The following is a 20,961-nucleotide window of genomic DNA, read 5'->3' as shown; positions in this document are numbered from 1 at the left end:
GAATGCTTGAACAGATCCGCGGGCCCGCCGATCTGCAGCACCTTACGCAGTCGCAGCTAAGCGATCTAGCACGTGAGATACGTGAATTCCTGATCCACAAGGTCGCTGCGACCGGCGGGCATCTCGGCCCGAACCTCGGCGTGGTCGAGCTCACGCTCGCGCTGCACCGGGTGTTCGATTCACCACACGACCCGATCATCTTCGACACCGGACACCAGTCCTACGTGCACAAGATGCTGACGGGTCGCAGCCACGAGTTCGACACCCTGCGCAAGAAGGGTGGCCTGTCCGGCTACCCGTCGCGCGAGGAGAGCGAACACGACTGGGTGGAATCCAGCCACGCCAGTTCGGCGCTGTCCTACGCCGACGGGCTGGCCAAGGCGTTCGAATTGTCCGGCCACCGCAACCGCCACGTGGTGGCCGTCGTCGGTGACGGCGCACTGACCGGCGGCATGTGCTGGGAGGCGCTCAACAACATCGCCGCTGCAAGGCGGCCGGTCGTGATCGTCGTCAACGACAACGGCCGCAGCTACGCCCCCACGATCGGCGGTTTCGCGGAGCATCTGGCGGGACTACGGCTGCAGCCGGGTTACGAACGGGTGCTCGAAGGGGGCCGCAAGGCGGTTCGCGGTGTGCCCGTCATAGGTGAGGCGTGCTATCAGGCCATGCACTCCATCAAGGCCGGCATCAAGGACGCGCTCTCTCCGCAGGTGCTGTTCACCGACCTCGGGATCAAGTACGTCGGTCCCATCGACGGCCACGACGAGCACGCGGTGGAGACCGCGCTGCGCAACGCCCGGGGCTTCAACGCGCCCGTGATCGTGCACGTCGTCACCCGTAAGGGCATGGGCTACGCGCCGGCGGAGAACGACGAGGCCGACCAGATGCACGCGTGCGGAGTCATCGACCCCGAGACAGGGTTGGCGACGTCGGTGCCCGGGCCCGGTTGGACGTCTACGTTCTCCGAGGCGTTGATCGGCTATGCCGCCCGGCGTCGCGACGTGGTGGCGATCACCGCGGCCATGCCCGGCCCGACGGGCCTGAGCGCCTTCCGTCAGCGCTTCCCGGACCGGTTCTTCGACGTGGGTATCGCCGAACAGCATGCGATGACGTCGGCGGCGGGGCTGGCGATGGGCGGTCTGCATCCGGTCGTCGCGATCTATTCGACGTTCCTGAACCGGGCGTTCGATCAGGTCATGATGGACGTCGCGCTGCACAAGCTGCCGGTGACGATGGTGCTGGACCGCTCGGGCGTCACGGGTCCCGACGGCGCCAGCCACAACGGCATGTGGGACCTGTCGATATTGGGCATCGTGCCCGGTATGCGGGTGGCCGCGCCGCGGGACGGCGTCCGCCTGTGCGAGGAACTCGGCGAGGCGCTCGACGTCGACGACGGCCCGACCGCTATCCGGTTCCCGAAAGGTGATGTAGGCGAGGATATTCCGGCGATCGAGCGGCGCGGCAGCATCGACGTGCTGGCCACGCCCGCCGACGGGCTCACCGACGACGTGCTGTTGGTGGCGGTGGGCCCGTTCGCCGCAATGGCGTTGGCGGTCGCAGACCTGTTGCGCAAACAGGGCATCGGCGTGACGGTCGTCGACCCGCGCTGGGTGCTGCCGGTGCCAGAGACGATCTCGAAGCTGGCCCGCGGGCACAAGCTCGTCGTCACGCTCGAGGACAACGGGGTCAACGGCGGTGTGGGATCGGCGGTCTCGGCGGCGTTGCGCCGAGCGGAGATCGATGTGCCGTGCCGCGACGTCGGCCTGCCGCAGGAATTCTTCACGCACGCCTCCCGCGGCGAGGTGCTCGCGGAGGTCGGCCTGACCGATCGGACCGTGGCCCGCCAGATCACCGGGTGGATCGCCGCGCAGGGCGCTGCCGTCAACGAACCCGAAGTCAGCGAGCGACTCGACTGATTCTCGTCGGCCATTTCGGCGGCCTCGTCGGAGATGCCGCGGCGCTGGACCCGCAGGACGAAGATCGCGATGGACACACCTGCACCAACGCGCCGAGGACGCGTCCTCGGCGGCTCAACCCGGTCAGCGAAACGCTGCTGGTCCTCTTCGTTCCCGGTTTCGTCCTGCTCCGCCATTCCGTCACGCCAAGCAGTGTCCCGCGGCGGCCGTGAAGGTTCCGCGTAATCTCCTACGAACCGAGACAAAGCGGCTGGCTACGCTGTGGGCGTGAAATCAGCTTGCGTACTGACTATCGCGGTGCTGGTCGCGGTCGGTTCGGTGGGGGCTCCGGGCCCGGCGTCGGCAGGGGTTCCGCAGTGGTCGGGTCTCGACGCACGCGCCTACAGCGGCCCGATCCCGGTGCCGGGCGGTTTGATTCAGACGGTTCCGCTCGATCCGGCTCTGTCGGTGGCGGGCGCGGCTCAGGCCTATCGCATTCTGTACGCCACCATCGACCAGCACAACCGCCCCGCCGTCAGCACGGCGGTCGTCTTCGCTCCGAAAAGCCCTCCACCACAGGGTGGTTGGCCCGTCATCGCGTGGGCGCACGGAACCGTCGGACTGGGTGACGACTGCACGCCGTCGGCGCGGCCCCGCAGCGAACGCGACAACGAGTACCTGACGCACTGGCTGGAGCAGGGCTACGCGGTGGTCGGTAGCGACTACGCCGGTCTGGGCACTCCCGGGTTGATGAGCTACCTCAACAGCGTGACGACCGCACGGGGCGTGGTGGATTCCGTGATCGCGGCACACCAGATGGGTCTGCCGCTCTCAACCGAGTGGGCCGTGGTGGGCCAGTCGCAAGGCGGTGGAGCAGCCATCGCGACCGCCCGGTGGGCCAGCGCGTTCAGTTCCGGTTCGGGTCTTACCTACCGTGGAGTCGTGGCCACCGGCACCCCGGCCGGCGTCGAGAACCTCGCCAAGCAAGCGGGTCCGGACATGGTCGTCCCGCCAGAGTTGGGGCCGGTCGCAAATGCCTACACCGCTTACATCGTGACCGCCCTGCGGGAGGCGCGCCCCGACCTCGACGTGGACGCGATCCTCAGCCCGGCGGGCCGCGTTGCCGCGGACCAAGCCGAAAACGAGTGTCTGGCTGAGCTTTCGGCGGCGCTGGCCGACATGACGGTGTCCGGCTTCTTCGGCGCGCCGCTGGCATCGATTCCCGGCGCCGCCGAGGCGGTCGATGCGTTCATGGGTTTCCCCGCCGACGGATACGACCAGCCGATCTTCCTCGGCGTCGGGCTACTCGATCACGACGTACCGCCGAGGCTGACGCTGCAGTTCAACGACCGGCTGGTCGCCAACCGTCAAGACGTCACTTTGAAGGTGTACCCGGACGAGGACCACAGCGGCACGGTACTGGCCTCGTTGCCGGATTCGACCCCGTTTCTGCAGGGGCGGTTCGGCTGACGGCCCGACACGGTCGGGACGCATCCCACTAGGCTGCGGAGATGGACGTCGGGTTGGAGCGCTGGAAAGCCGCAGGCCGCTACTTCGACTACCTCGGTTTCGAAATCTTCTATCGAATCGACGGCCCACCGCTGGGCGAGGCCCCGATATTGCTGGCCATCCACGGTTATCCGTTCAACTCGTGGGACTGGTCGATGATCTGGCCGACGCTCACCGACCGGTTGACCGTCATCGCGCCCGACATGATCGGCTTGGGCTTCTCGGCGAAGCCGGCCGCCTACCAATACTCGGTGTCCGATCACGCCGACATTCACGAGGCACTGCTGGATCACCTGAACGTCGAACGTTGTCACGTTCTGGCGCATGACCTGGGGGACTCGGTCGGCCAGGAACTGCTGGCCCGCAGCCAATTCGGCCAACAGTCGTACGGGGCGGTGCGCTACCAGTCGATCACCTGGCTCAACGGCGGGTTGTTCAACGAGGCCTACACGCCGCGCGCCATGCAGAAACTCATGTCGGGAACCGGGTTGGGGGACTTGATGAGCCCGCTTCAGGGCAGTCGGTTGTCGCGTCGGGTGCTCGAGTCGACCATCAACGAGATGTTCGGCCCGAACACCAAGCCGTCGCACGGGCTGATGGGGTCTTTTCACCAGATCCTGGAATACAACGACGGCAAGCGCGTGCTGCACAAGGTCGGCCGTTTCCTCGGCGACCGCTATACGCATCGCAACCGGTGGGTGCGTGCGATGCGCGAAACCGCGGTGCCGATGCGGCTCATCGACGGACCTGTCGACCCGAACTCCGGTGCGCACATGGCGCGTCGGTACGCCGAGGTCATTCCCGATGCCGACGTCGTGATGCTCGCCGACGACATCGGCCACTGGCCGCAACTCGAGGCGCCGGAAGAAGTATTGCGGCATTTCCTGGCCCATGTCGACCGGGTGACCGCCTAGTTTTCGAGAGCCTTGGCCAGCGCCGGCACTGTCAACTCGCGCTGCCACGGCCGCGCGCCTGCTTCGCGCAGGAAGTCGTCGACCGCCGCGACCACGGTCGAGTTCTGCGGTGGTGGTTCCCAGTCCCAGCACAACCTCCGCACGACATCGGGCGAGATGAGATTCTCTGTCGGCACTGAAACTCGTTGCGAGACTTCAAAGAGAGCCGCGCGCGCAGCCTCCAGCCGGGCCGCTGCTTCGGGTTTGCGCCTGGCCCATCGGGATGCCGGCGGGGGGCCGTTGGACGCCTCCTGCGAACTCGGCAGGTCCTCAGTGGTGCGCGCCCGTGCGAGCGCATCCAGCCACACCTTCGCGTTGCGGCGCTGCCGGTGCCCCCCGAACACCGGCAGCGCGGTCAGCTTCTCCGCGGTATCCGGATCGGCGGTGGCGGCGTTGATGATCGCCGCGTCCGGCAGAATCCGGCCAGGCGCGATGTCGCGGCGCTGGGCGATCGTGTCGCGAGCGATCCACAGCTCGCGCACCGCAGCGAGAGCGCGCGGGTCGCGGACCTTGTGAATTCCCGACGTACGTCGCCAGCGGTCGCGGCGGGTCGGTGCCGGTTCGAACATCTTCAGGTGCTCGAATTCTTGTACCGTCCAACCGGTTTTGCCCTGCTCATCGAGCACCGCGGCGATCGCGTTGCGCAGGTCGACCAGCACCTCGACGTCCAACGCCGCGTAGTTGAGCCAGTCGGTGGGCAATGGCCGCTTCGACCAGTCGGCGGCGCCGTGCCCCTTCATCAGTTGCAGGCCCAGCAGCCGCTGCACCATCGCGGCGAGATTGACCTTGTCGAAGCCGGCCAGTCGGCCCGCCAACTCCGTGTCGTACAACCTGACCGGCCGTATGCCGAGCTCCGACAGACACGGCAGATCCTGGTCGGCGGCATGGAGCACCCACTCGTCGGTCGTGAGCACTTCGGCCACCGGCGCCAACGTTTCGACGGGGTCGGCGCCGTGGCTCACCGGATCGATCAGCACGGTGCCCGCCCCGGCCCGTCGGATCTGCACGAGGTAAGCGCGGTTGGAGTAGCGGAATCCCGAGGCGCGTTCGGCGTCGACCGCGAACGGGCCATGGCCGGAGTCGAGAAACTCAGCGGCCCTGTGGATCTCGCTGACGCTGACCGATAGTTCGGGCACCCCCCCGCGGGGGGCCAGCAGCGGAGTCGCCGCCGGCTCGGATCGTTCGGCCTCGGCCTCCTCGGGGACGGCCTCCTGGGATTCGGCCATCGTCAAGCGCGGGTGCGGGGGCCCAAATCGGTGACACCCTGAGGTGGCAGACCGGCCGCATGCTCGAGCACTTCGCAGAACGCCTCGACGTGTGGCCCCAACTCCAGCGTCGTAGCCGTCCACGAGGCGCGTAGCTCCAACTGGTGGGCCCGCGGCGGACCGGAGATGTCGCCGTAACGCACCGAGGTGGTGGCGGTGACGGTGCCGCCCAGCGCGGTGACGTGTTCGGCGCGCTCCTGAAGGGCGTCGACGAGCCAACTCCACGCGACCTCGGGCAGCAGCGGGTCGACGGCCTCACTCGAGTCCAGATCGGCCTGGATGTAGGTGACGAGCCGCATGGTGCCGTCCCACGCGTCGGCGCCTTCCGGGTCATGCAGCAGGATCAGCCGGCCGAACGCTTCTCCTTCCGAGCCCTCCTGCGCTCCCGGCACGATCGTCGTCTCGGGATGGCGGACCTCCGCGCCCAGCGCATAGCTGAACGGCGCCAGCCGCTGCGGCGGGCGGATCGGGCCGAGCTCGATCTCCGGTCGGACGGTGGTGGCACTCATCGCCGCCACCGCTTCGCGGAACTGAGCCGGTTCGGCGGTGGTCACGACGTTTCACGCTAGTCCATACGAGCAGGTCTGTACGCGTGGCGCGCCGATCCGGTCGGCTTGAGGCGAAGCGGGCGCAGTTCGGTCAGCATGGCAGCATTGACAGCGATGAACACGCGCCGTGAGCTGCCCGACTCGCCATATTTGGCCGCCGCGAGCGGCCGCAAACCCGGTCGTGTGCCGGTGTGGTTCATGCGCCAGGCCGGTCGTTCGTTGCCCGAGTATCGCGCGCTGCGGGCGAAGAACACCATGATGCAGGCCTGCTTCGACACCGAGCTGATCACCGAGATCACCCTGCAGCCGATCCGCAGACACCGTGTGGACGCAGCGATCCTGTTCTCCGACATCGTGGTGCCCCTGCGGGCTTCGGGCATCGACCTCGACATCGTGCCCGACGTCGGCCCGGTGATCGAGCACCCGATCCACACCGCCGCCGACGTCGCGGCCATGAGACCGCTCGAAGAGCAGGCCGTCGCGCCGGTTTCGGAAGCCGTCAAGCTGCTGGTGTGCGAACTCGGTGAGGTGCCACTGATCGGCTTCGCGGGCGCGCCGTTCACCCTGGCGTCCTATCTGGTCGAGGGCGGGCCGAGTCGCAACCACGAGCGCACCAAGGCCATGATGCTCGGCGAACCCGACACCTGGCATGCGCTGATGACCGCACTGACCGATGTGACGATCGCGTTCCTGCAGGTGCAGGTGAACGCGGGTGTCGACGCGATCCAGGTGTTCGACTCGTGGGCCGGGACGTTGTCGCTGGCCGACTACCGCAGCTACGTGCTGCCGCACAGCACCCGGGTGTTCGCGGCGCTGGCCGGTGCCGGGGTGCCGATGACGCACTTCGGGGTCGGCACCGCCGAACTGCTGGGTGCGATGTCGCAGGCGGCATCCGGGCACGGCGCCCCGGCCGTCGTCGGCGTCGACTGGCGCACGTCGCTGCCCGACGCCGCCGCCCGGGTGGTGCCGGGGACGGCATTGCAGGGCAACCTCGACCCGGTGGTGTTGCTGGCCGGTTGGGCGGTGGCCGAACGTGCGGCGCGAGTGGTCGTCGACGATGGCAGGCGGGCGGTCGACGCCGGAGCCGCTGGGCACATCTTCAACCTCGGGCACGGCGTGCTCCCCGCCACTGACCCCGAGGTGATCACCGACGTGGTCGCGTTGGTGCACTCGCTGTGAGCCTGTCGTATTGCGTTGTCGGCGGAGGGATTTCGGGTCTCGTCGCCGCGTATCGGCTGCGCGTCGCCGCGGGGCCCGATGCGTCGATCACGTTGTTCGACCCCGCCGACCGGTTAGGCGGCGTGCTGCGCACCGAGCGGATCGCCGGCCAGCCGATGGACGTCGGCGCGGAGGCGTTCGTCGCCCGTCGGCCCGATATCCCCGCGTTGCTGGCCGAACTGGGCATGGCGAACAGGCAGGTCGGCACGACCGGCGCACGCCCGCTGATCTACAGCCAGGCCGGGTTGCATCCACTGCCCACCGGAACGCTGCAGGGGATACCGGCGCAGCCGTCGGCGCTGGCCGGGCTCGTCGACGACGCGACGATCAAGTGGATGCACGGCGAGCGCAACCGGCCGTTCTCGTGGCGGCCCGGTGCGGACCCGTCCGTCGCCGAGTTGGTCGGCGACCGGTTCGGCGAGCAGGTGGTGACCCGCTCGGTGGAGCCGCTGCTGACCGGGGTCTATGCCGGGAGTGCGACGACGATCGGGGTGCGCTCGGCGGTTCCGACGCTGGCCGCCGCCCTAGACAGGGGGGCGGCCAGCCTGACCGACGCCGTGCGGGAGGCGTTACCACCCGTGGTGACCGGATCGGTGTTCGGCGCGGTCGACGGCGGCTACGGCGTACTGGTCAACGCGCTCGTCCGCCGCGCGCGGGTGCACTGGCGGCAGGTCGCGGTCGAGGCCCTGAAGCCGGGGGATCAGGGCTGGGAACTGGTCGACGACGAAGGCGTCCGCCACCACGCCGACGCGGTGGTGCTCGCCGTGCCGGCACCGCGGCTGGCGCGGCTCGTCGCCGATGTGGCGCCGCGTAGCGCCGCCGCCGCGCGACGAATTCAGGTGGCGTCGTCGGCGGTGGTGGCGCTGGCGCTGCCGGGAGGTACGCCGCTGCCGCAGCAGTCCGGGGTACTGGTGGCCAGCGGTGAACGGCTGCGGTGCAAGGCCGTCACGCTGACGTCCCGCAAGTGGGGGCCACGCGGCAATGTCGAGTTGCTTCGGCTGTCCTTCGGCCGGTTCGGCGACAATCTGGCCCGTAGCGCGGGGGATGAGGAGCTGCTCGCCTGGTCGGCCGAGGATCTGGACACGATGTTCGGCGTCCGGGCGGAGCCCGTGGACTACCTCGTGCAGCGCTGGATCGACGCGATGCCGCAGTACGGTCCCGGGCACGGCGAGTTGGTCGCCGAACTACGGGCGGCGTTGCCGCCGACGATCGCGGTGGCCGGTGGTTTCCTCGACGGCATCGGTGTGCCCGCGTGTGTGTCGGCTGCCACCAGGGCGGCGGCCGCGCTGGTCACCTCCCGCGTGGCACGATAGAGCCATGGCCAAACTCGACTACGACGCGCTCAACTCCGCCATCCGCTACCTGATGTTCTCGGTGTTCGCGGTGCGGCCAGGGGAACTGGGAGAAGAGCGGGCGGGCGTCGCGGACGAGACCGCGACGTTCCTCAAACAGCAGGAGGAACGCGGCGTCGTGGTGCGCGGCCTCTACGACATCGCGGGCATGCGCGCCGACGCCGACTTCATGATGTGGACGCACGCCGACAACGTCGAGGCGATACAGGCCACCTACGCCGACTTCCGTCGCACCACCACGCTCGGCCGCGCGAGCAACCCGGTGTGGAGCAACGTCGCGCTGCACCGCCCCGCGGAGTTCAACAAGAGCCACATCCCTGCGTTCCTCGCCGGCGAGGAGCCCGGCAACTACATCTGCGTGTACCCGTTCGTGCGGTCCTACGAGTGGTACCTGCTGCCCGACGAGGAGCGCCGCCGCATGCTCTCCGAACACGGCATGGCGGCGCGGGGCTACAAGGACGTTCGGGCCAACACCGTTCCGGCGTTCGCGCTGGGCGACTACGAGTGGATCCTGGCGTTCGAGGCGCCCGAATTGCACCGGATCGTCGATCTCATGCGTGATCTGCGCGCCACCGACGCTCGTCGACATACCCGCGCGGAGACTCCGTTCTTCACCGGACCGCGGATCACCCCCGAGCAGTTGATCGAACGCCTGCCGTAAAGGGCCACGCTCGTCCATCATGGGTCGATGAGGACACAGGTCTTGGTTGCCGCTGCCATGTCGGTCGGCGCGTTCGCGGCGGCGCCCAGCGGATTCGCCCAGGCGCCCGACAGTGAGCGATGTGCGCCCCGCTTCGGTCAGGTCATCGACATCACCGCCGGCGACATCGACTGCGTCACTGCGTCGGACTACGCCGTGCAGTACGACGTCAACGGCGACAAGTACCAAGTGATCGGCCCGTTCACGTGTTACTCGGGTAACGCGATGACGGCGCCGCTGCTTTTCCAGTGTGTCGCCGACACCGAGGACCGCGCCGAGTTCGCCGTCTACCCGGCGTAGTCGTCAGCGCCGAAATAGCATTCCTGGTAGCTATCCCGGTTCGATCGCGACCGTAGCTTCTCGTTCGCGTCAGGAGGCCGGCACGAGCCGCAGCGAGATCGAGTTGATGCAGTAGCGCTGGTCGGTCGGCGTCGGGTAGCCCTCGCCCTCGAAGACGTGTCCGAGGTGGCTGTGGCAATTGGCGCAGAGCACCTCGACGCGGCGCATGCCCAGCGAGTCGTCGGGTCGCAAGATGACGGCGTCGGAGTCGGCCGGATCGAAGAACGACGGCCAGCCGCAGTGCGATTCGAACTTCTCGGTGCTGCGAAAGAGTTCGGCGCCGCAGGCGCGGCACTCGTAGACGCCCTCGGTCTTGGTGTCGGTGTACTCGCCGGTGAACGGGCGCTCGGTGCCGGCCTGGCGCAGCACGTGGAATTCCTCGGGGCTGAGCTTCTGGCGCCACTCGTCGTCGGTCAGCTGCAGTCTGGGAGCCGGTGTGGTCATGTCTCCAAGCTAACCACTTTCGGCGCGACGCACCCGATCCTCGGCGTAGGCGAACGCCGACTCCTCGTCGTCGAGTTCGAACATGCACGCTGACGCGACTCGTCCGTCGCGGATGACGAACACCTCCAGGTCGCTCCACGCATATTTCTCGCCGTCTCGCCCGGTGCCTTCGCGCTCATTGCGGCAGACGCCACAGGTCGGCGACAGCCAGCACACCGCTGAATTCCATGTCCGCAACGATTCGACCATCGCCATCAGCGCTTCAACGCCCGCGCGAAAATCCGCCGCTGTGCGATCACTCAACACTGAACGCGACCGGTTCTCTACGTGGAAGTCGGGGGCGATCAACTCGTTGAACACCCGATCGGAATCGCCCTGGGCTACTGCGATCGCAAAGTCCGTCGCGGTTCCACCCGCAACGGCGAACGCCGCACCCTCCCCGGCGTAGTACCGCTGTTCGAGTTCGCGATAGGCATCCTCGAAGTCGTCTTCGTCGAAGCGACTCAGGTAAACGATTCGCCCGTCATCATCGACCTCGTGTACCCAGAAGGCGGTCGATTCGAACCCAGAGTCGTTGACGTAGCGGGTCCGCCCGAGGTGCAGACGGTCACCCCGCACTGCCAGCGACCGCATATCGAGTTGGGTGTACTGCTCGGCGACGCGTTCGGCGGCCGTGCGCATGTCAGCGATCGCGTATCCGCTCCACCGCCGCCGATCTTCATTCACCAGCGCCGGCGAGAAGCACGCTGCAAGACCATCGAAGTCGCGGTCATTTGCCAACCGGTTGAGTGCGTCCCACGTCTGCTTGGCCCGATTGCTGACGGACAATCGGCTGGTATCCCGCACCCGTTCTTCGGCGTAGGCGAAGGCCCCCGCCTCGTCGTCGAGGTCGAACTCGCACTCCGACGTCATGCGCCCGTCCCGATACTCGACCACGGTGAGCCGCGTCCATGTGTACTGCTCGCCGTCGCGGCCGACGGCCTCGCGCTCGTTACGGCAGACGCAACACGTTGGCGACACCCAGCAGACGGCTGAGTGCCATGTTCGTACAGAGGCGACCATCGCGGTGAAATCTTCGATGTACGCACGAGCTTCTACCATCGATGAGTCGGGAAACGCTGAGCTGGACCGCGTCTCGAACCGCATCTCCGGTGCGGTGAGTTCGCCGAACAACCGGTCGAAATCCCCGCGGTTCAAAGCAACGAGCCATTCGGTCTGAGTCGCGCCTGCTTCGGCGGATGCCATGCCCTCGCGGGTGTAGTAGCGCCGATCGAGTTCTCGATAGGCGTCTTCGAAGTCGTTTTCGTCAAAGCGGCCGTAGTAACAGACCAGACCGTCGTCGTCCGTTTCGATGACGTGCAGGTAGTTGGTTTCGAATCCGGCGTCGTTGGCCCAGCGCGTTCGCGACAACTGCAGCGAACTACCGCGCACGGCTAGGGTCTGGCCCTCGAAGAGCGAGTACTGCTCGAGAATCTCGGCGCAAGCGGCGCGGACGTCGCCGGGCGGATTTCCGGCCATGGCCCAGCGATCGTCGTACACATATTCTTCGGCGAAGAAGGCGGCTGCGCCGTCGGCATCGCCGGCCTGCATCGCCTCTCCCACCGATTTCCAGATCCGGCTCGCCCGGTTGGCGACAGCCAGGCGACTGCACGACGTTCGCTGTTGTTCCTCGGCGTACGCAAACGCCGCCTCCTCATCGTTCACTTCGAACCGACACACCGGCGACAGGCGGCCGCTGGTCCCCTGCGCTCGCTCCTCGGCGTAAGCGAAGGCCGCGTCCTCGTCTTCGAGATCGAACTTGCACGACGACACGACTTGCCCGTTGCGGATCTCGGTGATGTAGATCCATGTCCACCTGTATTGCTCGCCGTCCTGGCCGACGGCTTCTCGCTCGAAACGAGTGAGGCAGCAACCCGGAGACAGCCATTGCTCGACCGAATTCCACGTTTGAGCCGACGACAACATCGACGACAGCTCTTCGACGCTGGTTCGAAACTCGTCGACCGAGCGATCTAAGATGACGGAGTGGGACCGGTTCTCGAATCGCAGCCCGGGTGCGCTCAGCTCGCCGAGCATCCGGTCGAAGTCACCTCTGTGGCACGCCATGGTGAATTCTGTTCCCACAGTTCCGCCTTCGAGGAAAGGCGCACCCTCGCCGCCATAATACCGTTCCGACAGCGTGCGGTAGGCACTCTCGAAGTCGTCCTCGTCGAACCGAGCCGCGTACGCGAGCAGTCCGTCGTCGTCGAGCTCCAGCACATGCAAATGTGCTGTGGTGTTGCCCGCCTGATCCGACCAACGGGTCCAGTGCAGGTTCAGCCGGTCGCCCCGCACCGCGAGGATGCGCCAATCAAACTTACTGTATTGCCCGAGGATTCGCTCCCACGCGGTGCGGAACTGGTCGTTTCCCCGAATGGGATCGCCCCCGAGCTGCCGATGGTCGTCGTAGACAAGGTTGTCGGAGAAACACCGCATGATGGCGTCCACGTCGCGGTCTCGTAGCGCACGTGTGATGGCATGTGCCACCTCGGAGGACCGGTTGGCGACGGCCAGTCGGCTTGGTGCTCGCATGCGCTCCTCGGCGTAGGCGAACGCGCCTGCCTCGTCGTCTTCATCGAAGATGCAGGCTGCCGTGAGCCGCCCAGCCGCGACTTCGACAACGTGAAGGTGGGTCCAGGTGTACTGCTCACCGCCATGCCCGACGGCTTCGCGCTCGAACCGGCCGACAAGCAGTGTCGGCGACAGCCAACAGACCGCCGACTGATATGTCCGCACCGAAGCGACCATCGCGTTGAGCTGTTCGAAACTGGAGAGGAATTCGGCCGCCGAGCGGTCACCGAAGGCCGAGCGTGACCGGTTCTCCACACGCAAGCCGGGCGTCGAGAGCGCAGTGGACAACTCTTCGGGGTCGCCCTGGCCCATCGCCAGGACGAAGTCGGTCGTTCTGGCGCCCGCCTCGGCGTAAACAGTTCCTTCTCCGGCGAAATAACGGCGCTCGAGTTCGCGGTATGCGCCTTCGAAATCCTCCTCGTCGTAGGTGCACTGGTACGTAAAGAGCCCGTCGGCGCCGACTTCGCAGACGAACAGGTGCGAAGTCTCGAAGCCGGCTTCGCTGGAAACGTGGCTCGAGACCAGGACAAGGCGCTCGCCGCGAACTGCCAGGGTGCGCGATTCGAAGCGGACGTACTGCGTCACGAGCCGCTGAATGTTCGCGCGGAGCCCGGCAAGCCCCTCGATCGGGTTGCCACTCAACCGCCGTCGATCCTCGAACAGGCAGCGGTCCGAGAAGTTCGCGACCATGCCTTCGACGTCGCGTGCCCGCAGCGCGTTGTAGGCGGCATCCGCGGCCTGGCTGGCCCGGTTCGCCACGGTCAGCCGACGTGGACCCGCACGCATGCGCTCTTCGGCGTAGGCGAGCGCTACCTCTTCGTCCTCAATCTCGAACTCGCACAGGGATGCTGCTTGCGAATTCCGGATTTCGATCACATAGACCTGCGTCCATGCGTAGCGCTCCCCGTCGTTGCCGACAGCTTCGCGCTCTCCGCGGATCACCACCCAGTTAGGTGACAACCAGTGCACCACGGAGTGCCATGTCCGCTGCGAAGCGACCAACCCGCTCAGTTGCTCCACGCTCTCGTGGAGCTCGCCGACTGAACGGTCGCCGAACACCGAGCGGGATCGGCTTTCGATCTGTGTTCCGGGAGCGGCGGATTCGACGAAGGCGCGCTCGAGCTCGCCGCGGTTCAAAGCAGTGATGTAATTGGTGAGAGTCGGACCGCCTTCGGCGAATGCCGCGCCCTCACCCGCGAAGTAGCGCCGATCCAGTTCGCAGTACGCGCCCTCGAAGTCGTCCTCGTCGAAGCGGGCCTCGTAGAGCATTCCGCCGTCATAATCCACCTCTTGAACGTGCAGATGGGTTGACTCAAAGCCGTCGTCATTCGACATCCGGCTCCAAATCAGAGCCAGACGCTCGCCCCGCACCGCCACTGTGCGCCACTCAAAACGGTCGTACTGCTCGATGGCTAGAGCCGCGGATGCCCGATACTCGGCAATGCCGTGGACCGGATTGCCTTTCAGCCGCCGCTGATCCTCGTACACGAACGAGTCGGAGAACTCGGCGACGATCCCGTCGGGATCACCCGCCCGCAGTGCCCGAAGCGCGGTGTCCATCTTCGCGCTCGCCCGGTTCGTCACCGCCAGCCGACTGCTGCTCGCCCGCATCCGCTCCTCGGCGTACGCGAAAGCCGCCTCCTCATCCTCAAGGTCAAAAAAGCACAGCGACGCGATTCGGTTGTTGTGCACCTCGAACGCCTGAAGCCATGTCCATGCGAATCGCTCACCGTCTGCTCCGGCCGCCTCGCGGTCAAGTCGGGCAACCCCCCATGTGGGGGACAGCCAACAGACGGATGACCCCCATGTGCGCCACGAGGCAACCATGGCACTGAGTTCTCGGGAGCTGGCGCGCATCTCGCTCGCTGAGCGAGCTGGGAAGGGCACGCGGGAGCGGTTCTCGAAGCGCATCTCGGGGGAGCTGAGCTCACCGAAAGCCCGGTCGAAGTCGCCACGATTCAGGGCGATTATCGATTGGGTTGCCGCGGCGCCCGCCTCGGCGAAGGCAGCCCCTTCTCCGGCGAAGTATCGGCGCTCGAGTTCGCGGTATGCGCCTTCGAAATCCTCCTCGTCGAAGGTGCACAAGTATGTGATGAGCCCGTCATCGTCGACCTCACAGACCAACAGATGCGAAGTCGCAAAGCCAGCTTCGCTGGAAATGTGACTTGAGACCAAGACAAGGCGCTCGCCGCGTACGGCCAGCGTGCGCCATTCGAAGCCGAAGTACTGCCTCACGAGCCGCTGGATGTTCGTGCGGAGCCCGGCAAGCCCCTCGATCGGGTTGCCGCTCAACCGTCGGCGGTCCTCGAAGAAGCACCGGTGCGAGAAGGCGTCAACCATGCTTTCGACATCGCGCGCCCGCAGCGCTCTGTACGCCGAATCGGAGGTCTCACTGGCCCGGTTCGTCACTGCTAGGCGGCTGGTGGTCGCGTGCAATCGATCTTGGGCGTAGGCAAATGCCACCTCTTCGTCATCGACCTCGAACTCGCACATCGACGCGATTCGGCCATCGCGAACCTCCACCACGAGAATCCGTGTCCACGCGTAATCTTCACCATCTCGGCCGGTAGCTTGACGCTCCAGCCGGGAAACAGCCCAGTTCGGCGAGAGCCAGCGCACCGCCGACAGCCATGTCCGCGACGAATCGAGCATCGCGTCAAGATCGCCGAAGCTGGCGCGTAGGTCACTGACCGAGCGGTCGGGGAAGGGCAAGCGCGTCCGGTTCTCGACACGCATATCGGGCCAAAAGAGGTCGAATAGCCGGTCGAAATCGCCGGCGTTCAAGGCACATATCGACTCGGTCGCTGCGGGGCCGTTCTCCGCGAACGCCGCGCCTTCGCCCGCGTGGTAGCGATTTTCAAGTTCGCGGTACGCGCCGTCGAAATCGTCCTCGTCGAAGGGACCTTGGTAGATGATCAGTCCGTCCTCGTCGATCTCGACCAGGTTCAGATCGACTGTCTCGTTGCCTTCGTCGTCGGACCGGCGATTAGCCGCCAGCACCAGGCGCTCGCCCCGCACGGCCAATACGCGCGCTTCCCAGTGGGTGTACTGGTCGCAAGCGCGCTCGAGCGCCGTCCGTGTCGCGGCCCGACCCTCGATTGGATATGCACTCAACCGTCGATGATCGTCGTAAACGAATCGCTCTGAGTAGGCCGCGACTGCTGCGTCGATGTTGCGGGTATTCATGGCGGCGGCGAGGGCGAGCCCGGCCGCGCTGGCTTGGTTCGTCACCGCCAGCCGACTGGTGGTCAGGCGCACCCGATCTTCGGCATAGGCGAATGCGGCCGCCTCGTCGTCGAGTTCGAACTGGCATATCGAGGCGAGTTGACCGTCGCGGATCTCCGTGACATTGAGCCGCGTCCACGCATATATTTCGCCGTCATGCCCGATGGCCTCGCGCTCGAACCGGCCAATGGCCACACTCGGCGATAGCCAGCGCACGACCGAAAGCCATGTCCGCATCGAGGCGACCATCGCATCGAGTTCCTCGAATCCAGCGCGGACTTCGACCGCCGACCGGTTCGGGAAGAGCGAGCGGGAACGGTTCTCGAAATTTGGATCCTGGGTCCCCGCTGCGCCGAACATCCGATCGAAGTCGCCTCGGTTCATCGCAGCCATGGACGCGATCGCGACTGCACCACCTTCGGCAAACGCTGCTCCTTCACCGGCGTAGTACCGGTTCTCGAGTTCTCGGTATGCGCTGTCGAAGTCGTCGTCTTCGAAGCGGCCGAAGTACGCGAGCTGCCCGTCTTCGTCGTAGTCGAGAACGTTTAGGGTCGTCGCCTCGTTTCCGGCATCGTCCGTCAAGCGCTGCCAACGCAATTCGAGCCGCTCACCGCGGACGGCCAGCGTTCGCCACTCGGTATTCGGGTATTGCTCGAGAATGCGATCAGTGGCTTCGCGCAATTCAGCAGCACCTGCTATGGGGTCACCGCTGAGTCGCCGCCTGTCGTCATACACGAACCGTGCTCGTTGCGCTCCGACGGCGGCTTCTGCGTCGTGGAGCTGCAATGCCCGCCATGCGACGTCGCCTAATGCACTGGCCCGGTTCGTGACCGCCATCCTGCTCGTGATCGTCCATAGTCGCTCTTCGGCGTAGGCGAAGGCCGCATCCTCGTCGTCGGGTTCGAATTCGCACATCGACGCGATCCGCCCGTCGCGAACCTCGAACACGATGACGAAGAACCAGGTGTAGTGCTGCCCGTCCGTGCCGACAGCTTCCCGTTCGCAACGTGCAACGAAGCAGTTCGATGACAACCACCGCATAGCCGGGCACCAAGATCGCGACGAGACCACCATCGTCGCAAGCTCTTCCAGCGTGGTTCGGTATTCCGCTCCCGAGCGATCCGGAAAGGCGGAGCGCGAACGATTCTTGATGCAGACATCCGGCGCCATGAGTTCGTTGAACAGTCTGTCGAGGTCGCCTCGGTTCAGCGCGAGCGTCCACTCGGTGCCCGTGGCTCCACTTTCGGCGAACGCTGAACCCTCGCCGGCGTAGTAGCGCCGATCCAGCTCGCGATACGCGTCATCGAAGTCCTCGTCGAAGCGGCCCTGGTAGATGATCTGCCCGTCACCGTCGACCTCGGCCACGATGAGCCCGGCGGTCTCGTTGCCGGCGTCGTCGGACCAGCGCACGTGTAACAGCGCCAGACGCTCACCGCGTGCCGCCAACGTGCGCGACTCGAAGTGGCAATACTGCTCACCGAGGCGTTCTAATGCCGCCCGCGCTCCGGCGCGCTTCTCGATCGGGTCACCGCTCAACCGACGACGGTCGTCATAGCCGAGTCGATCTGAGAAGAGCTCCGCTGCCGCGGCGACATCCCCAGCCTGCATCGCCTCGATAACGGCGGTGAAGGTCTTAGTGGCCCTGTTTCTCACCGCGAGGCGCGATGACGGCCTTGTCTTCGCTGTCGTCGTCGATGCAGATATGACTTGCGTGTTCACCTGAGTGATCGCGTTCGTCACTTCCTTGGCCGCATACAACGCCTTGGCGTTGTCACGAGCAGCATTGGCGCCCTTTGCATCCCCGGCCGCATCTAGGACACGGCCCAAGGTCAGGCATGCATCGGCGTGGTCGAGCACCAGGTCGGTACCGCCGGCGACCTCGACAGCTTCGTGTGCCATTGCCACGGCGTCATGGTGGCGGCCCTGTGCGGCCAGAATCTCGGCACGCACTGCGCGCCATGCGATCGCCGATTTGAGGTTGCGGCCGGCGAGCCGCTCGCTTTTGGTGGCATACTCATCTGCTTCGTCGACTCTGCCCTGAGCGAGAACCGATCTCGCGAGAAGCGCCGCGGCCTGGCCGGCGTCGGCGCCGACACCGAGGGCGTCGAGACCCTCCAGTGCGGTTCGGAAGTGCGGCTCGGCGGCGACCGGGTCGCCCTCTATCGACTCGATGATGCCCGCGAACAGCTCGGTCTCCATCAGACCGTGCCGCAAACCGAGATCGGCGACCACCTGACGAGCGTCGGCCAACATGGTCCGGGCCTTGTCCGGCCGTCCCCGAAGCAGTTCCAGCACGGCCAGGCAGCGCAACGACGTCGCCTCCAGCGACGGCGCTGCTGTCGTCATCCGCTGCATCCGGACCACGTCCAGACAACGTCCGCCGGCCTTCGGCACCGGGCTTGGCCCCCACAGCGCGGCGTTCGGTGCCGCGCCGAGTGCCGCGGTGATCTGCCGGTGGTCTCCGCTCTGCCGTGCGGCGATGAGCGCCTCGAAAAGATCGGTCTCACAGTCGCCGATCCGCCCCAGCCGCGCCCGCGCACCCGCCCGGACCCGGTGTGCCTTCGCCAATCCTGCGTGGTCACGCCGACGGCCGAACTCGTCGATCGCGCCCCGTAGCAGATCATCGACCTCCGGCAGCCGCGCCGGGTCGGTGTAGACGGTGAACTGGCACCGGTAGCAGATCGCCCACGGTGAGAGCGCTTCGTCGGCAATGCGATCGAGATCGTCCACAAGCGGCGCGCCTGCGGCGACGTCGCCCGCCGACAGGAACGCCTCGCAGCCGGTCAGCAGCAGGTCGGCGTGAAGGCCCGCGTCGGCCATGGCAAGCGCCGCCCCGCGGGCGGCCTGCGTTCCCGCGGAGACCAGTTCGTCTCGGTCGAGAGCACGGCGTGCCGATGCGGCATAGTGACGTGCCGATCGCAACGCCAGGTCGCTTGTGTGCTCATCAGCGGCGCCGAGTTCGAGTCGGTAGGTGTGAGCGGCTTCGAGGTGCCGAGCGACCACCTCGTCGGCATCGAACGCCACGCTCGGGCCGCCCGCCTCCACCCAATCGGCCAACCGTTTGTGAAGGTCCGCCCGGTCTGACTTGAGCAGTCGACGATAGGCGACGTCCCGGATCAAGAAATGGTGGAAGCGCCACACCGGCTCGTCGCCGACGTACGCCCCGCTCGGTTGCAGCAACTCGCGTCGCCGAAGGCGGTTGAGCGACAACTCAACTCCGGGGGCTGCGCTTCCAGCAAGCGCACGCACCGTATCCGGCGAGAAGTCACTGCCGATCACCGAGGCGATCTCGAGGACACGTCGATCGGTCGGCTCCAGCCGCTCCAGTCTCGACGCCAGCAGCGCATGAATGGTGGGCGGGATGGCAATCGCGTCGACGTCGATCGTGAGTCGCCAGCCAGCCGGCCGCTCGACGAGCACCCCGTCGTGCGCGAGCATTCCGATCAGTTCCCGCACAAACAGGGGATTGCCTCCGGTGGACGAGGGGAGTCGGCGCAGCAGCTCGTCGGGAAGCCGCGCCGCGCCCAGCACTTTGGAGGCGAGTTCGGCGGTGGATCCGGCGTTGAGCCCGCCGAGGTGCACTGCCTCCGACACCCATCGACTGACGGTGACCAGATCTGGTCTTGACTCGCGCAGTTCGGGCCGGGCGAGTGCCAACACCAGGACCGGTACGCCGCGCAGCCATTCCATGAGGTGTTCAATGAAGTCCAGCAGCAGGGTATCCGCCCACTGGATGTCGTCAAGCACCAGCACAACGGGTTGGTCGGCCGCGAGGACTTCGACGAACCGTCGTAACGCCCAGAAGTTTTCCTCGACGGATCCCGCATCTCCCGACACGAGGCCGGTGAGGGCGCGAAGCAACCGATCCCGCTCGGAAATGGCGGCGGGAAGATCGCTTTCGAGGTCGTGGGCACGCAGCACTTCGATGATCGGGGCCAGTGCAACGGATGCTTCGATGACGCATCGAGCATCTACAACACGGGTATTAGCCTGTGCTGCAGTGAATTCGGCTGCTAACCGGCTCTTGCCGACGCCGGGGTCACCGATGACCGTCACCAATCGGGGTTGGTGGGATTCGACCGCGTCGTCGAGGACGGACTGCAGCCGGCAGAACTCTTCGTCGCGCCCCACAAACGGGGCGGCGTCGGCGGGCTCCGATTGGTGGCCGACCCACTGGTACACCGCCACCGGCGCGGTGCGGCCCTTCACCTGCACCTGGCCGAGTGACTCGTAGCCGTACCGGTTGCGCGTAGCGCGCCACGTCTCCTCGCCGACCACGACGCGGCCGCGTGGACACTCGGCCTCGAGGCGCGCCCCGACGTTGAGCGCGTCGCCGACGAGGTCGGCGTCATCCGCGCCGACCACGACCTCACCGGTGTTGACCGCCACTCGCAGTGCGAGTTCGACGCCGTGTGTCCCGGCGACCTCGGCGGCGAGTTCGACGAAGTGCTCCTGGAGCGCGACCGCCGCCTCGACGGCGTGCGGGGCGTCGTCGGGTCCGATTTCAGGGACACCCCAGACGGCCATGAACCCGTCGCCGATGTACTTGGTCATGCCCGCCCGGTGGCGTTGCGCGACCGACCGCAGCAGGTCGTGGTAGCGGCCGATCACCTCGCGGGCGGTCTCGACGTCGACCTTCTCCTCGAAGCTGGTCGAGCCGGCCAGGTCGGCGAACATCACCGTGACCGTCTTGCGCACCGCGGCCGCGACGGGGCCGTCCTTCGCGGAGAGCTGACCGTCAAGTGCTGTGCCACAGCCACGGCAGAACCGTGCGGTTGCGCTGGCCTCGACACCGCAGGTCGCGCAGACCCGGGCAAGCGATGCGCCACAGCCTTCGCAGAAGCGGGCGTCCTCTTCATTCGGCGTTTTGCAGGAACTGCAGGCGCGGCGGTTCTCGGCCATG

At 66.6% G+C, this 20,961-nt stretch carries 11 protein-coding genes; 7 read left to right on the top strand and 4 right to left on the bottom strand.

What is annotated here, in order from left to right:
* Positions 1 to 2: 2 nt before the first annotated feature.
* From dxs to QGN32_RS02040, 3 genes are all read left to right on the top strand, one after another.
* Positions 3 to 1,916, top strand: a complete 1,914-nt coding sequence (dxs, locus tag QGN32_RS02050) for a 1-deoxy-D-xylulose-5-phosphate synthase (protein WP_326547019.1) — start codon at positions 3 to 5, stop codon at positions 1,914 to 1,916.
* Positions 1,917 to 2,207: 291 nt separating this feature from the next.
* On the top strand, positions 2,208 to 3,365 hold the full coding sequence (locus tag QGN32_RS02045) for an alpha/beta hydrolase family protein (protein WP_326548887.1): 1,158 nt from the start codon (positions 2,208 to 2,210) through the stop codon (positions 3,363 to 3,365).
* Positions 3,366 to 3,406: 41 nt separating this feature from the next.
* Positions 3,407 to 4,318 (top strand): alpha/beta fold hydrolase, encoded by a 912-nt coding sequence (locus tag QGN32_RS02040; RefSeq protein ID WP_326547018.1) that lies wholly within the window; start codon positions 3,407 to 3,409, stop codon positions 4,316 to 4,318.
* Here QGN32_RS02040 and QGN32_RS02035 read toward each other — a convergent pair.
* Both QGN32_RS02035 and QGN32_RS02030 read right to left on the bottom strand, forming a co-directional pair.
* Positions 4,315 to 5,583: an HRDC domain-containing protein gene (locus QGN32_RS02035; protein WP_326547017.1), complete on the bottom strand. Its 1,269-nt coding sequence runs from the start codon at positions 5,581 to 5,583 to the stop codon at positions 4,315 to 4,317. The genes QGN32_RS02040 and QGN32_RS02035 overlap by 4 nt on opposite strands.
* Before the next feature lie 2 nt (positions 5,584 to 5,585).
* Positions 5,586 to 6,131, bottom strand: a complete 546-nt coding sequence (locus QGN32_RS02030) for a DUF3000 domain-containing protein (RefSeq protein WP_326548886.1) — start codon at positions 6,129 to 6,131, stop codon at positions 5,586 to 5,588.
* Between the two features lie 153 nt (positions 6,132 to 6,284).
* Here QGN32_RS02030 and hemE point away from each other — a divergent pair, with 153 nt between their 5' ends.
* Genes hemE through QGN32_RS02010 form a run of 4 tightly spaced genes read left to right on the top strand, consistent with a single transcriptional unit; the run spans position 6,285 to position 9,740 of the window.
* Positions 6,285 to 7,349 (top strand): uroporphyrinogen decarboxylase, encoded by a 1,065-nt coding sequence (gene hemE, locus QGN32_RS02025; protein WP_326547016.1) that lies wholly within the window; start codon positions 6,285 to 6,287, stop codon positions 7,347 to 7,349.
* Positions 7,346 to 8,701, top strand: coding sequence for a protoporphyrinogen oxidase (locus QGN32_RS02020; RefSeq protein WP_326547015.1), 1,356 nt, complete (start codon positions 7,346 to 7,348; stop codon positions 8,699 to 8,701). The genes hemE and QGN32_RS02020 overlap by 4 nt, the downstream gene beginning before the upstream one ends.
* Before the next feature lie 4 nt (positions 8,702 to 8,705).
* Complete coding sequence (gene hemQ, locus QGN32_RS02015; protein WP_326547014.1) at positions 8,706 to 9,401, top strand: hydrogen peroxide-dependent heme synthase; 696 nt, start codon at positions 8,706 to 8,708, stop codon at positions 9,399 to 9,401.
* Between the two features lie 27 nt (positions 9,402 to 9,428).
* On the top strand, positions 9,429 to 9,740 hold the full coding sequence (locus tag QGN32_RS02010) for a hypothetical protein (RefSeq protein ID WP_326547013.1): 312 nt from the start codon (positions 9,429 to 9,431) through the stop codon (positions 9,738 to 9,740).
* Positions 9,741 to 9,809: 69 nt separating this feature from the next.
* On the opposite strand, the gene msrB is transcribed toward QGN32_RS02010, so the two are convergent.
* Together msrB and QGN32_RS02000 are read right to left on the bottom strand one after the other, a co-directional pair.
* Entirely contained in the window at positions 9,810 to 10,223 is a 414-nt protein-coding gene (gene msrB, locus QGN32_RS02005) for a peptide-methionine (R)-S-oxide reductase MsrB (RefSeq protein ID WP_326547012.1), read from the bottom strand.
* Between the two features lie 9 nt (positions 10,224 to 10,232).
* Positions 10,233 to 20,960: a nuclear transport factor 2 family protein gene (locus QGN32_RS02000; protein ID WP_326547011.1), complete on the bottom strand. Its 10,728-nt coding sequence runs from the start codon at positions 20,958 to 20,960 to the stop codon at positions 10,233 to 10,235.
* Position 20,961: the final 1 nt, after the last annotated feature.

It is taken from the genome of Mycolicibacterium sp. ND9-15, assembly GCF_035918395.1.
Taxonomy (GTDB): Bacteria; Actinomycetota; Actinomycetes; order Mycobacteriales; family Mycobacteriaceae; genus Mycobacterium.
The sequence above is the reverse complement of the archived record's forward strand: the minus strand, read 5'-3'. Positions and strand labels throughout refer to the sequence as shown.